Below are 13,588 nucleotides of genomic sequence, written 5' to 3'. Positions count from 1 at the left end.
CCTCTCCCGTGTGCCCCCTCACCGATCCACCGCGCGGCCGCCCACCGGTCCTACAACGAAGGCTGCGCGGTGTCGGCCCGCCCCGGCCCGGGTCCACCCGGGCCGGGGCGCCGTCCGTCCAGGGGCGGGGCGCCCACGGGGTTCCGGAGGCCGGCGCAGGGGACGCCTTCGAGGAGGGAGACCGTCGGCCGATGGCCGCCCTTCGGGGGCGACGGGCGGGCGAGGACGTCGACGCGGCGGCCACCACGCCTCCTTCGACCCGATTCCCGTGCTCCGGGCCAGGACCGGAGACCCGAAGGGGAACGGCTCAGTAGCCGCGCCAGGCGTTCTGGTGGTAGGCGATGATGCGCGGGTGCATGAGCGTGGACGCCCGCACGTCCTCGCCCTCCCTGCGGTCCCTCGGGAACACCTGGGCCGCCGCCAGCAGGGCCTCGTCCAGGAAGCGCAGTGTCGGCGCGTCGTCGGAGATCCGCAGATCCGGGGCGGTGTGCGAGGTCGCCAGGTAGAAACCCCAGTTCCCGAACGACGGCACGTCCACGTTGTAGGGGGTGGCGGGCAACCCCGCCTCGTCCAGGGACCGGCCCACGCTCCAGTAGGCGTCCGGGGCGAAGAACGGCGACCCGGCCTGGACCACCATGCGCCCGTCATCGGCCAGGGCGTGCCGGGCCAGGGCGTAGAACTCCACCGAGTACAGCTTCGACGGGCCCACGTCCTGGCCGTCGGGCAGATCGGCGACGATCACGTCGAAGTCGTCGCCGTTGTCGCGCAGCCACTGGAAGGCGTCGGTGTTGACCACCTCCACCCGGGGATCCTCGAAGGAGCCCTCGTTGAGTTCGGTGATGACCGGTTCCGTGGAGGCCAGCTCGATCACCGCCGGGTCCAGGTCCACCAGCGTCACCGAGTCCACGTCCTCGTAGGCGAGGACCTCGCGCAGGGCCAGGCCGTCGCCGCCGCCCAGCACCAGGACGTCCTCGTGGGGACCGGCCATCGCCGGGTGCACGAGCGACTCGTGGTAGCGGTACTCGTCCAGGGTGGAGAACTGGAGGTCGCCGTTGAGGAACAGCCGTACGTCCCGGCCGTCGATCGACCGGGTGAGCACGATCTCCTGGTACTCGGTGCGTTCGGCGTGCACGATCGGGTCACGGTACATGGCCTGTCGGGCGTCGACCTCGAACCGGTCCGCGTACAGGTAGGCCAGGCCGAGCACGGCGAGGATCGCGGCCAGCCCCACCCCGAGGCCGACGTACGCCCGCCGGGACAGTTCGGCGCGGAACAACCACAGGACCACGGCGATGCCCACCACCGCGTTGAGGGCGCCCACCGCCAGCGCGCCCTTGGGCAGGCCCAGGAGCGGCAGCAGCAGGAACGGGAAGGCCAGACCGCCGATGAGGCCGCCCACGTAGTCGGCGGCGAAGAGGTCGGCGACCGCCTCGGACGCCTCCTGCCTGCGGATCCTCTGGATGAGCGTCATCAGCAGGGGGATCTCCATGCCGATGAGCACACCGATGGCGAACGCCAACAGCACCAGGGCCGGCTGATAGGCCGAGAACCAGGCGAACGCCCCGTACAACAACAGCACCGACAAACCGCCGACCAGCGACAACAGTCCTTCGATGACCGCGAACGACAGTGCCGCGCTGCCCTGGAAACGCTTGGACAGCAGCGATCCCACACCCATGGCGAACACCATCACCGACAGGACCACGGAGGCCTGGGTGATGGTGTCACCGAGCAGGTAGCTGCCGATCGCGACCAGGGCCAGTTCGTACACCAGGCCGCAGGCCGCGCACAGGAACACCGCGGCCAGCACGAGGAATCGGGCCACCCGGGGCGGCACCGGAAGTCGGGGCCGCCTCGGGGCCGGGGACTCGATCACGATGGGGTACTGCTTTCTGTGCCGTGCGTCTCCGCGCCGCGGGTCAGGTGAGGGCGGCGGCGACGACCACGGCGATCGCCAGGTGGGCGGAGGCGCTCACCCAGGTGGCCGGGTGGGGTTCGGGGTTGCTGATCATGTGCGCGATCTTCGCGGGGATGACGAGGTCGATCAGCAGGAACGACACGGCCATCACCGCCAGACCGATCAGCCCGTACACGGCGGTGGACAGCAGGCCGGCGCCCAGGCCGATCTCCGAGTCACTGGAGAGGATCGCCGTCGTGACGATGACGGCCGCGCCCAGCGTGTTGGCCGACACCAGGAGCACGGCGTTGGGGTTGCGCTCCTCCCAGATGAGCTTGTGCAGCTTGCCCGGGGTGAGCAGGTCGATGAGCAGGTAGCCCACGAGGAGGATGACCACGCCCACACCCGCGTAGGCGAGGGCCGCGAGGCTGTTGAAAAGGATCTCGTTCATAGTCCAGGTCTCGGTAGGGGATGGAGGTCCGGTGGGTCACTTGCCGAAGCCGGTGCCGCCGCCGCGGAAGTCGCTGCCGCCGCCGCTGCCGCTGGAGCCGCCGCTGCCGCCGCTGTTGTAGCCGCTGGAGCCGCTGCCGCCGAAGAAGAAGAAACCCCCGCCTCCGGAGGAGGACCCTGACGAGGATCGGCAATCGTCGTCGTCATAGTAGGGGTCGGACACGTGATCGTCGTCGGGGCAGTGGGCGCTGTTGTTCCTGCTGTTGTCGCAGGCGCTCAGCAGGATGAGCAGCAGGACGACACCACCGATCACCACGAAGAGGGTGATGATGGTGTTGCGGTTGTCCTGCGGTTCCGCGTTGCCGTGCTGGTGACTCATGGGGTCTCTCCGCGGACGTGGGCGGACAGGGTGGTGTCGGTGGTCACGAGTTCTCCGCTCTGGGGGTAGACGTGCCAGGTGCGCCAACGGAGCGGACCCCCGCCGTCGCGCGCTCCCTCGGGGCTCAGGTGCAGCGCGGTCACGGCCAACGGGTCACCGGGGAAGGCGACGAGGAGACCGCCGGGGTCGTCCGCCACCTCACGGTGGAGGCGGTCGACCCTGTGGGTGAGTTCGGTGCGGGTGAGGGTCTCCACGAGCGAGTCGAATCGGTAGCGGCCGACGCCGTGCGCGCGTTCGGCGCTGCCGGGCAGGCCCCCGTCCACGCCGGGCAGACAGGCCACCGTCTCCACCAGTTCCCCGTCCGCCGACGCGACGACCACCTGGTGGGAGGCCCCGAGCACCCGGAGTTCGATCCCGACCGGACCCGCCCGCAGGGCGCGGACGGCCAGTGGGTCGATCAGGGGGTGCCCGAGCGCCCACACCAGGTCGGCCGCCCGGGTGTCGACGAAGGGTGCGCTGATGCCGACTCGCATGTGCCGGATCAGCTCCCGGGGTAGATGGTGAAGGTGCCGGGCGCCACCTTGGTGCCCGTGCTGACCTCCCACGAGCCGTGGTCGAACCGTTCGAAGGCCAACAGCAGGCCGTCGTCGGACTCGTAGTCGGCGTAGTCGAATCCGCCCTGGGGCTTGAGGCCCGTGGTGCCCTCGGAGCGGTAGGAGCCGCTGCCCTTCTCCTCCAGGCGGTAGACGACGCCTTCGAGTTCGATCTTCTTGCCGTGGGGGGTCAGGTCCAGGTCGGGGCGGCCGGACCACAGGGCGAGTTCGACGTCGGGGTCCTCCTCGACCGAGAGCCAGCGCTTGCCGCCCTCGACCTCCAGGAAGTGCTCGGCCCAGTCATAGCCGCCCTCGGACAGGCGCAGGGTGCCGCGGATCCAGGTGCGCTCGGTGCCCCAGTCGATCATGTCGCCGGCCTTGATGGCGCGGGGGTCGCCGGCGGTGCTGTCACCGGTGTTCGCGAAGGGGTCGTGGGGGGCGGGCCGGGGCGGGGGCGGGGTGCTCCGCTTCGCGGCGCGAACCGCGTAGACGACGGCCACGACGGCCACCGTCACGGCGACGATCACCAGGAGCAGGACTTCGATGGGCAAGGTTCCTCGTTTCGCGTGGGGGACGCCTTCGTCGTGGATCGTGCCGGGGACGCCACTGACCTTTCGGACGCCCCATAAGGGAGGTTGGTTCCCTTTCCATCCTATTTCGGCTCGTAAGAGGGCCGCCGGCGCACTCCGGCGCGGGCGGCCCTCCCCCGTTGTCGGCGATGTCAGCGACCGGCGGGGACCCCCGTCTCCACGGGGAGGGAGTCGTCGCCTCCCCACAGGCTCCACGAGCCCGGGTAGAGGCGCGCGCCGCGGTGACCCGCGTGCTCCAGGGCGAGCAGGTCGTGGCAGGCCGTGACCCCGGAACCGCAGTAGACGGTGATGGTGACGGAGTCCTCGGCGCCCAGGGCGGCGAAGCGCTCACGCAGCGCCTCGGGCGCGGCCAGGAGCCCGTCGGGTCCGAGATTGCCGGTCCACTCGGCGCTGCGGGCGCCGGGGATGTGGCCGGGACGGGCGTCGACGGGAGCGGGGTGCTCACCGGTGTAACGGCCGTGGGCGCGGGCGTCGAGGACGAGCTGCCCCGGTTCGCGGGAGGTGGCCAGGACGGTGTCGGTGTGCACGACCCGGTCGGCGGGCCAGTGCTGGGGGGTGCGGTGCACGGGTTCGGGGGTGTGCTCCCCCTTCTCCAGGTCACCGGACCAGGTCTGGAGGCCGCCGTCGAGGAAGGCGGCGGGGGTGCCCAGGACGCGGAGCATCCACACGAGCCGGGCGGCTATGGAGCCGCCGGCGTCGTCGTAGACGATCACCCGGGAGTGGTCGCCGATGCCCAGGCGGCCCAGGGTCCGGGCGAAGTCCGCGGCGGCGGGCAGGGGATGGCGTCCGCCCTCGGGACTCGCGGAGGCGGCGAGGTCGGTGTCCACATCGGCGAACACCGCTCCGGGGAGGTGACCGGCCAGGTACGCGTCGTGGCCGGATCGACCGTCGAGATACCACCGGGAGTCGACCACGACGACCCGGTCGAGGTTCGCGCTGAGCCAGTCGGCCGAGACGGCCACCGGCAGGGGAAGGGGCTCTGACATGGGGCCAAGGGTATAGGCCGGATCACATCCGGGTCACGACGGAGGCGGGATCAATCACGGTCGAGACGGTGGATCCGCAGGATCCACCACAACCCGACGACCGGCAGGACCAGCGGGATGAAGAAGTAGCCGCTGCCGAACCCGGACCAGACGGTGTCGTCGGGGAAGACCTCGGGCAACGCCAGGCTCGCGGCGCCGACGACGAGGACGCCGACCATCTCGATGACGCAGGAGACCAGGGCGACCCGCCGCGAGGTCCGCCCGGCGCGGGCCAGCCCGACGGCGGCGACGAGGTAGATGACGCCGGCCAGCACCGAGAGCAGGTAGGCGACCGGCGCCTCCTCGAACTTCGTGGCCAGCTGGTAGACGCCGCGTGCGGTGGCGGCGAGGGCGAACACGCCGTACACGGCGACCAGGAGCCGACCGGGACCGGTGCGCAGGGTCGCGGCGGTCACGGCGTCCGGGGCGGTGTCAGACAACGGGGCTCCACAGCTGTTCGAGGCGGACGAACAGGACGGGCAGGATCAGACAGGCGAACGCGATGACGGCCGGCCCCCACTTACTGCGCTCCATGAACCCCCACACGGCACAGGCGGGCGGGAGCAGAACGACGGTGGCCAGGTAGGAGACGAACATGGCCGTCTCCTCGGGACGCTCTCCGCCGACCATGGTGACGACGGTGGCCACGGCCTGGCCGAGCACCAGCAGCCACAGGACCCCCATGCCGATCAGGTGCGGCACGAGCATGGGCCGGTCGCGGAAGGTCGAGATCAGGCACCACCCGGCCATCGCCAGGGACGCCACCTGAATGGTCATGGTCAGCCAGTCGACCACGCCGCCTCCCCTTCACCCGCTCACGTCCGCCCAGGTCGGCGGCGCGTTCCACGACACACGGTAGTACCGGTGCCGGACCACCCGGCACCGCCCTCCCCCGAACGCCTTCCGAGCGGGCCCCGGTTCCGCTACGGTGCGGGCATGAGCGCAGCCCGCGATGACACCGCGATGAAACCCTCGGGGATCTGCCGTGCGGGACACCACCGGTGGCGGCACGACCCACCGGACGGCAGACGCCGGATGTGCGTGCGCTGCCGGTCGATGGCGATGACCAACTACCCCTGCGGGCCCGAATGTCTGGAGTGTCACCCTCCCGAGGACGATTAGACCCGTTTGGTCAGGGGCAGCAGCAGCGCGTCGCGGACCTTGCCCCATTCGACGGCGGCCAGACCGCCCACCCCCAGGTCCTCCACCACCGCGCCGATCGAGCGCAGGTCGTACTCGTCGGTGAGCCCCCGGTCCCGGTCCCGGTGTTCGTGGACGAGCCCGATGACGTAGCGGCGCAGTTCGTCGGTACCGACGGCGGCCGCCGCCCGGGCCGCCTCGTGCCACCGGGCATCGTGCGGGATCCAGGAGGCGACGACCTCCGTCGGAGTGGGGTGGTAGTCCGTGCGCATAGGCGCAACGTACCAAGGTCGTCGCTCTCCGATCACGGCTTCCGGAACGAAGTCCCCGGCTCTTGTGCGAACCTCCCGGCGCTGGTCGTCATCCGAGTGTGCAGTGGAGGTTCCGCGGCGATCACGGCGGCCATCGCCGCGTCATCGCCGTCGGATAGTGTCCCTTCACGGCCGCGCGTGTTCCGTCCGAGGCACACGACGCACCTCTCGCGGCACCTGACCCTTTCGCCGCCTCGCATTCGAGACCGGAGCACTCACGATGTCCTACCCCGATAACCCGTCCGGCCCCCAGCCCCCCTACGGCGGGCCGACCGGCGGCCAGCCGCCGTACGGTCCGCCCGGAGGACAGCCCTCCTACGGCGGTCCCACCGGCGGCCAGCCCTCGTACGGCGGTCCCAGCGGTGGACAGCCCCCCTACGGCGACCCCAGCGGTGGACAGCCCCCCTACGGCGGTCAACCCCCGTACGGCGGTCCGCCCGGAGGACAGCCTCCCTACGGCGACCCCTATGGGGACCCGTACGGCGTTCCGGGTTCGCAGCCGCCGAAGAAGGGCATGTCGACCGGGGCCAAGGTCGGCCTCGGCGTGGGCGGCTGCCTGGGTCTGATCCTGGTGGTCCTGCTCATCTTCGGCGTGATCGCGCTGATGGCCGGCGGCGACGACACCCCCACGGTCTCGCCCTCCGGCGAGGCGAGCCAGGAACCCGCCGGCGACGAGAGCCCCGCCGACGAGGAGACCGAAGAGGCCCCGGTGGGCGAGAGCGGTGTGAGCATCACCGTCTCCCATGCCGGCACCGTCGGCGGCACCCTCGGCGACACCGAGACCTACACCGCGCTGGACGTCACGTTCGTCAACGACTCGGAAGAGCCGTTCGACATCAACCCGCTCTACTTCACCTACGTGCTGGACGACGGTTCGGTGGTGAACGACTGGGCGATCCTCGCCGACATCGACCCGCTGGACGCCGTCACCATCATGCCGGGCGAGCAGGCCAGCGGCCAGGTCGCCGTGACGGGGGAGGTCACCGTGGCCGAGGTGCGCTACGACCCCACCTTCGGCTTGGAGGACCCGATCGTGGCGCCCGTCCAGTAGGACGTCCCCGCGTTCCCCGAGCCCCGTCCCGCGTCGCGCGGGGCGGGGCTCTCACATGCCCAGGGCCGCCAGTGCGGTGACGGCGCCCAGTTCCCGGCAGGCGTCCCGGTCGGCGGCGGTCGGCGCCCCCTCGACGGTGACCGGCGGCCGGTGGCGGACCCAGCCCATGCCCTTGGTGATGGCCTCGACGGCGCGGACCGCGCCGGTGGTGTCGTCGTTGCCGTGCGCGTACAGGGTGTAGGGCACGGTGCGCCCCGAGGACAGGGCCGGGTAGTGAACGAGGTCGAACCAGTGCTTGAGGGCCCCCGACATGTAGCCGATGTTGGCCGGGGTGCCCAGGACGACGGCGTCGGCGGTGAGCGCGTCGGACACGGAGGCCGCCAGCGCCGGCCTGGAGACGATCTCCACCCCCTCGATCTCGTCGTCGCGCGCCCCGTCGAGCACCGCCTCCAGCAGTTCCCAGGTGGCCGGGGAGACGGTGTGGTGAACGATGAGCAGACGTGCCATGCCCCCACCCTAGGGGCGGCGGGCGGGGCGCCCCGGCCGGCACCGTCCGAACATCCGGGCTCATGGGCGGGCGACCGGGATGTGGAGGGACCTATGAAATCCGCTCCCCGAAGAGCCTCCAAACCTGGATCTTTCTCCATATCTTCACGCCACGAAAAAGGGACATCGCCCCTCATTGTGTGGTTTTGCGAAATCGCGCAACACGAAGGAATCGCGTTCGCAAGGATGTCGGACATTGACCGGCCATTCCCCTCTCTCTAAGGTGCGATTCTCATCGCGCACCGCCCCGCCGCCACCCACGTGCCAGCAGGGCATACGCGGACTCACCGACCGCTTCCGGGCCGGCCGCGACGGCTCCGGGGGAACGAGGGGAACAATGCCGCACATCGTCCGCGCCGCACTCGTGCAGACCGAGTGGACCGGCGACACCGATTCCATGATCGCCGCCCATGAGGAATACGCGCGCGACGCAGCAGCCCAGGGCGCGAAGATCATCGGCTTCCAGGAGGTGTTCAACGCTCCCTACTTCTGCCAGGTACAGGAGGCGGAGCACTATCGCTGGGCCGAGAGCGTCCCCGACGGACCCACCGTCACCCGGTTCCAGGCCCTGGCCCGGGAACTGAACATGGTGATGGTCCTACCGGTGTTCGAGATCGAGAAGCCCGGGTTCTACTACAACACCGCCGCCGTCATCGACGCCGACGGCACCTACCTCGGCAAATACCGCAAGCACCACATCCCGCAGGTCAAGGGGTTCTGGGAGAAGTACTACTTCCGCCCCGGCAACCTGGGCTGGCCGGTCTTCGACACCGCCGTCGGCCGCGTCGGCGTCTACATCTGCTACGACCGCCACTTCCCGGAAGGATGGCGGGCGCTCGGCCTGGCCGGGGCGCAGCTGGTGTACAACCCGTCGGCGACCAGCCGGGGCCTGTCCGGCTACCTGTGGAAGCTGGAGCAGCCGGCCTCCGCCGTCGCCAACGAGTACTTCATCGCCGCCATCAACCGGGTCGGCGTCGAGGAGTACGGGGACAACGACTTCTACGGAACCAGCTACTTCGTGGACCCGCGCGGACGGTTCGTGGGGGACGTGGCCTCGGACACCACCGCGGAACTGGTCGTACGCGACCTCGACTTCGACCTGATCGACGAGGTCCGCACCCAGTGGGCGTTCTACCGCGACCGCCGCCCGGACGCCTACGGGCCCATGGTCGAGGGTTAGGGGACGGCCATGGGACGCACCCTCATCACCGGCGGGCTGGTCATCACCGCCGCCGACGAACTGGAGGCCGACGTCCTCATCGAGGACGGGACCGTGGTCGGGCTGGCCCTGAGGGGCGGTGACACCGCCCGCACCTGGGCCGGAAGCGACGCCGAGGTCATCGACGCCACCGGGCACTACGTCATTCCCGGCGGGGTCGACGCGCACACCCACATGGAGCTGCCGTTCGGCGGCACCTTCGCCTCCGACACCTTCGAGACCGGGACCCGGGCCGCCGCCTGGGGCGGCACCACCACCATCATCGACTTCGCGGTGCAGACCCCCGGACGACCGGTGCGCGCCGGGGTGGACGCCTGGATGGCCAAGGCCGAGGGCAACTGCGCGATCGACTACGGGTTCCACGCGATCCTGTCCGACGTCAACGAGTCGTCCCTGAAGGAGATGGACGTGCTCGTCGACGAGGGCATCACCTCGTTCAAGCTGTTCATGGCCTACCCGGGCGTGTTCTACAGCGACGACGGACAGATCCTGCGGGCCATGCAGCGCGGCGCCGCCAACGGCGCGCTGACCATGATGCACGCCGAGAACGGCATCGCCATCGACGTGCTGGTCGAACAGGCGCTGGCGGCCGGGAAGACCGATCCCCGCTACCACGGGGAGGTCCGCAAGGCCCTGTTGGAGTCGGAGGCCACCCACCGCGCCATCCAGCTGGCCCGGGTGGCCGGGGCGCCGCTGTACGTGGTGCACGTGTCGGCGGGCGAGGCCGTCGACGAGTTGGCGCGCGCCCGCGACCTGGGGCTCAACGTGTTCGGCGAGACCTGTCCGCAGTACCTGTTCCTGTCCGTGGACAACCTCGCCGAGCCGGACTTCGAGGGCGCCAAGTACGTGTGCTCGACACCGCTGCGGCCCCGGGAGCACCAGGAGCTCCTGTGGCGGGCGCTGCGCACCAACGACCTGTCCGTGGTCTCCACCGACCACTGCCCCTTCTGCTTCAGCGGGCAGAAGGAGCTGGGCCGGGGCGACTTCTCCAAGATCCCCAACGGCATGCCCGGGGTGGAGAACCGGATGGACCTGCTGCACCAGGCGGTGCTGGACGGGCACATCGGCCGCCGCCGGTGGATCGAGCTGGCCTGCGCCACCCCGGCGCGCATGTTCGGGCTCTACCCGCGCAAGGGCACCATCGCGCCGGGCGCCGACGCCGACATCGTCGTCTACGACCCGAACGCCGAGCACGTCATGTCCGCCGAGACCCACCACATGAACGTGGACTACTCCGCCTACGAGGGCAGGCGGGTGACGGGCCGGGCCCGCACCGTCCTGTCGCGCGGCCGGGTCATCGTCGACGGCGGCGCGTACCTCGGCACGGCCGGGGACGGCCGCTACCTGACCCGTGGCACCTGCCAGTACCTGATCTGACCCGCGAGGAGAGCACATGGACATCGGACTCGTCCTCCAGACCGACCCGCCCGCCGATCTGCTGGTGGAGCGGATGGCTCGGGCCGACCGGCTCGGGTTCACCCACGGGTGGACCTTCGACTCGGTGGTGTTGTGGCAGGAACCGTTCGTCATCTACAGCCGCGTCCTGGAGCGCACGGAGAACCTCGTCGTGGGCCCGATGGTGACCAACCCGGGCACCCGTACCTGGGAGGTGACCGCCTCCCTGTTCGCGACCCTGAACGACATGTTCGGCAACCGGACGGTGTGCGGGATCGGCCGGGGCGACTCGGCGATGCGCGTCGCCGGGCGCAGCCCCGCCACCCTGGCCCGGCTCTCCAAGGCCATGACCGCGATCAAGGACCTGGCCGAGGGCCGGGAGGCGGACGTGGACGGGGCGACCTTCCGCATCCCGTGGGTGCGCGACGGGGCGCTGCCGATCTGGATGGGCGCCTACGGGCCCAAGGCCCTGGAGCTGGTGGGGCGGCAGGCCGACGGGTTCATCCTCCAGTTGGCCGACCCGTACCTGACCGAGTGGATGGTCAAGGCGGTGCGCAAGGCCGCCGTCGACGCGGGCCGCGACCCGGCGGAGATCACCGTGTGCGTGGCCGCCCCGGCCTACGTCACCGACGGGTCGGCGGAGGGTCTGGCGCACGCCCGCGAGCAGTGCCGCTGGTTCGGCGGGATGGTGGGCAACCACGTCGCCGACCTGGTGGCGCGGTACGGGCACTCGGACGCGGTCCCCCAGGAGCTGACCGACTACATCGAGGCCCGGCAGGGCTACGACTACAGCCACCACGGCCGGGCCGACAACCCCGACACCGCCTTCGTCCCCGACAGCGTGGTGGACCGGTTCTGCCTGCTGGGGCCGGTGAAGGAGCACGTGGCCAAGCTGGAGCGGCTGCGCGCGATGGGCGTGGACCAGTTCGCGGTCTACGCGATGCACGACGACGTGGACGGGGTCATCGACGTCTACGGGCGCGACGTGGTCCCCGCCGTGTCCCGACGGTCCTGAACGCGGTCGCCCGGGGCCCGCGCCCCGGGCGGCCCGAGGGGACTTCACCGACGAGTGCGCCTTCCGGAACACCCCGGTCACACGGGACGCGCACACTGCCGTGGCGGGCACGGCGACAGGCGCCACGAGCCGTCCTCGCACCCTCGGTGACGTGCGAGGATATCCGACGGCCCGAAACGGGTCCGGAGTTCTCCAGCGTTCCGGGGGAGCCCCGTCACCCGTGGGCCCGACGCCGAGCCCACCCCCTGATCCCCCGTATCCCCGAAGAGCAGGTGCCCCGTGACCCAAGCCCCACCCACCCCGGAACCGAGCGCCGTCACCCACCCCGACGGGCGCGTCTCCCTGGCCGAGGGCGCGTCCATGCCCGAGAGCCCCTACGTCAACGAGGACCTCCAGCCGGTGCCGATGTCCCGGCGCACCTGGGGCACCGGGAGCTTCACCGCCCTGTGGGTGAGCATGTCGGTGAGCATTCCGGCCTGGACGCTGGCCAGCGGCCTCATCGCCGCGGGCATGGACTGGCGGCAGGCGATCCTCTGCGTGGTCCTGGGCAACGTCATCGTGCTGGCGCCGATGGTGCTGACCGGCCACGCGGGCGCCAAGTACGGCATCCCGTTCCCGGTGTTCGCCCGCGCCTCCTTCGGCCTGCGCGGCGCCAACCTCCCGGCGCTGATGCGCGCCGCCGTCGCCTGCGGCTGGTTCGGCATCCAGACCTGGATCGGCGGCCAGGGCGTGTACGTGCTCGCCGGGCGGATGTTCGGCGAGGGCTGGCTCGGCGCCGCCGAGGTCGGCGGCAACCCGTGGACCCTGTGGCTGTCGTTCGCCGTGTTCTGGGTGGTGCAGGTGCTCATCATCCTGTGGGGCATGGAAGGCGTGCGCAAGGTCCAGGTGTGGGCGGCCCCGCTGATGATCGTCGGCGGTGCGGCCCTGCTGATGTGGATGGCCGTGGAGGCCGGCGGCGTGGGCGTCATGCTCGCCGCCGCCCCCGAGGGACTCGACTGGAGTCCGTCGTTCTGGGCGCTGTTCTTCCCCTCGCTCATGGGCGTCATCGGTTTCTGGTCCACGCTGACCCTGAACATCAGCGACTTCACCCGCTTCTCCAACTCCCAGCGCGCCCAGACGGTGGGACAGTCCCTGGGCCTGCCCACCACGATGACCCTGTTCTCGCTGCTGGCCGTCATGGTGACGGCGGGCACCGCCGCCGTCTACGACGAACCGCTGTGGAACCCGATCGACATCGTCGCGCAGATGGGCAGCGGCCTGGGACTGCTGTTCGCGATCTTCGTCGTGCTCTTGGCGACGATCTCCACCAACGTCGCCGCCAACCTGGTGGGGCCCGCCTACGACCTGGCCAACCTGGCGCCGCGCCTGATCGACTTCCGCACCGGGGCGATCATCACCTGCTTCCTGGGGGTGCTGATCTTCCCCTGGAAGCTGCTGGAGAACGAGAGCGTCTACATCTTCACCTGGCTGGGCACCGTCGGCGGTGTCCTGGGCACGGTGGCGGGCATCCTGCTCGCCGACTACTGGGTGGTGCGCCGGACCCGGCTGGACCTGCCAGGCCTGTACCGGCGCGGGTCGGAGTACTGGTACGGCGGCGGCTGGAACTGGCGGGCGCTGGTCGCGTTCGGCACCGGCACCCTGCTGGCCGTCGGCGGTTCCCACTCGGGTGTGGACGCGGCGACCGGCGCGAAGCTGGGCCCGTTCCCCGAGGACGGCCTGATCCCGCCGCTGGCACCGCTGGCCGACTACGGCTGGGTGGTCGGACTGGTCAGCGCCTTCGTCCTGTACTGGGTGCTGAACCTGGTGGCACCGGTGCGCGTCCCGGCCACCGGTGACGCCGGAGCGGCTCCGGACGCCGGCGAACCGGAGCAGCGTGGCCCGGAGAAGACGGACGCCTAGAACACCTGGAGAACACCCGATCCGTGGGGGCCGCACCGTCCGGTGCGGCCCCACACCCCTGTGCACGTCACAGTGACG

At 70.8% G+C, this 13,588-nt stretch carries 15 protein-coding genes; 5 read left to right on the top strand and 10 right to left on the bottom strand.

The genetic code is table 11. The features are described 5' to 3' along the window. Positions 1-307: 307 nt before the first annotated feature. The 9 genes from PWG71_RS23475 to PWG71_RS23435 all read right to left on the bottom strand — a co-directional run bounded on the left by PWG71_RS23475 (position 308) and on the right by PWG71_RS23435 (position 6,346). Positions 308-1,876, bottom strand: coding sequence for a polyamine aminopropyltransferase (locus PWG71_RS23475; RefSeq protein WP_274812132.1), 1,569 nt, complete (start codon positions 1,874-1,876; stop codon positions 308-310). 43 nt (positions 1,877-1,919) lie between these two features. Further along, positions 1,920-2,348 carry a DUF350 domain-containing protein gene (locus PWG71_RS23470; RefSeq protein ID WP_274812131.1) on the bottom strand — a complete coding sequence of 143 codons (429 nt, stop codon included), beginning with the start codon at positions 2,346-2,348 and terminating at the stop codon, positions 1,920-1,922. A gap of 36 nt (positions 2,349-2,384) precedes the next feature. Further along, positions 2,385-2,726: a hypothetical protein gene (locus PWG71_RS23465; protein WP_274812130.1), complete on the bottom strand. Its 342-nt coding sequence runs from the start codon at positions 2,724-2,726 to the stop codon at positions 2,385-2,387. After that, positions 2,723-3,259: a DUF2617 family protein gene (locus PWG71_RS23460; RefSeq protein WP_274812129.1), complete on the bottom strand. Its 537-nt coding sequence runs from the start codon at positions 3,257-3,259 to the stop codon at positions 2,723-2,725. Before PWG71_RS23460 ends, PWG71_RS23465 begins: the two co-directional genes overlap by 4 nt. A gap of 8 nt (positions 3,260-3,267) precedes the next feature. Continuing rightward, positions 3,268-3,870 (bottom strand): DUF4178 domain-containing protein, encoded by a 603-nt coding sequence (locus tag PWG71_RS23455; protein WP_274812128.1) that lies wholly within the window; start codon positions 3,868-3,870, stop codon positions 3,268-3,270. A 170-nt stretch (positions 3,871-4,040) separates the two neighbouring features. Next, positions 4,041-4,895 carry a sulfurtransferase gene (locus tag PWG71_RS23450; protein ID WP_274812127.1) on the bottom strand — a complete coding sequence of 285 codons (855 nt, stop codon included), beginning with the start codon at positions 4,893-4,895 and terminating at the stop codon, positions 4,041-4,043. Between the two features lie 50 nt (positions 4,896-4,945). Further along, positions 4,946-5,374, bottom strand: coding sequence for a hypothetical protein (locus tag PWG71_RS23445; RefSeq protein WP_274812126.1), 429 nt, complete (start codon positions 5,372-5,374; stop codon positions 4,946-4,948). Then, positions 5,367-5,729, bottom strand: coding sequence for a hypothetical protein (locus PWG71_RS23440; RefSeq protein WP_274812125.1), 363 nt, complete (start codon positions 5,727-5,729; stop codon positions 5,367-5,369). The genes PWG71_RS23445 and PWG71_RS23440 overlap by 8 nt, the downstream gene beginning before the upstream one ends. A gap of 323 nt (positions 5,730-6,052) precedes the next feature. Beyond that, the gene (locus tag PWG71_RS23435) at positions 6,053-6,346 is read right to left on the bottom strand and encodes a hypothetical protein (protein WP_274812124.1); all 294 of its coding nucleotides are present in this window, start codon (positions 6,344-6,346) and stop codon (positions 6,053-6,055) included. A gap of 259 nt (positions 6,347-6,605) precedes the next feature. Between PWG71_RS23435 and PWG71_RS23430 the strand changes: the two genes are divergently transcribed. Beyond that, on the top strand, positions 6,606-7,436 hold the full coding sequence (locus tag PWG71_RS23430) for a hypothetical protein (RefSeq protein ID WP_274812123.1): 831 nt from the start codon (positions 6,606-6,608) through the stop codon (positions 7,434-7,436). A gap of 51 nt (positions 7,437-7,487) precedes the next feature. Here PWG71_RS23430 and PWG71_RS23425 read toward each other — a convergent pair whose 3' ends face one another. Continuing rightward, positions 7,488-7,943 carry a flavodoxin family protein gene (locus PWG71_RS23425; protein ID WP_274812122.1) on the bottom strand — a complete coding sequence of 152 codons (456 nt, stop codon included), beginning with the start codon at positions 7,941-7,943 and terminating at the stop codon, positions 7,488-7,490. A 376-nt stretch (positions 7,944-8,319) separates the two neighbouring features. On the opposite strand from PWG71_RS23425, the gene PWG71_RS23420 reads away from it, so the two are divergent. The 4 genes from PWG71_RS23420 to PWG71_RS23405 all read left to right on the top strand — a co-directional run bounded on the left by PWG71_RS23420 (position 8,320) and on the right by PWG71_RS23405 (position 13,510). Further along, on the top strand, positions 8,320-9,162 hold the full coding sequence (locus PWG71_RS23420) for a nitrilase-related carbon-nitrogen hydrolase (protein WP_274812121.1): 843 nt from the start codon (positions 8,320-8,322) through the stop codon (positions 9,160-9,162). Positions 9,163-9,171: 9 nt separating this feature from the next. Next, positions 9,172-10,578 carry a dihydropyrimidinase gene (hydA, locus tag PWG71_RS23415; RefSeq protein ID WP_274812120.1) on the top strand — a complete coding sequence of 469 codons (1,407 nt, stop codon included), beginning with the start codon at positions 9,172-9,174 and terminating at the stop codon, positions 10,576-10,578. 16 nt (positions 10,579-10,594) lie between these two features. Then, on the top strand, positions 10,595-11,611 hold the full coding sequence (locus tag PWG71_RS23410; protein ID WP_274812118.1) for a TIGR03842 family LLM class F420-dependent oxidoreductase: 1,017 nt from the start codon (positions 10,595-10,597) through the stop codon (positions 11,609-11,611). A gap of 279 nt (positions 11,612-11,890) precedes the next feature. Next, positions 11,891-13,510: an NCS1 family nucleobase:cation symporter-1 gene (locus tag PWG71_RS23405; RefSeq protein WP_274812116.1), complete on the top strand. Its 1,620-nt coding sequence runs from the start codon at positions 11,891-11,893 to the stop codon at positions 13,508-13,510. Positions 13,511-13,588: the final 78 nt, after the last annotated feature.

Origin of the sequence: Nocardiopsis sp. N85 (genome assembly GCF_028882275.1) — a bacterium.
Lineage (GTDB): Bacteria > Actinomycetota > Actinomycetes > Streptosporangiales > Streptosporangiaceae > Nocardiopsis > Nocardiopsis lambiniae.
This window is presented reverse-complemented; position numbering and strand designations above follow the sequence as displayed.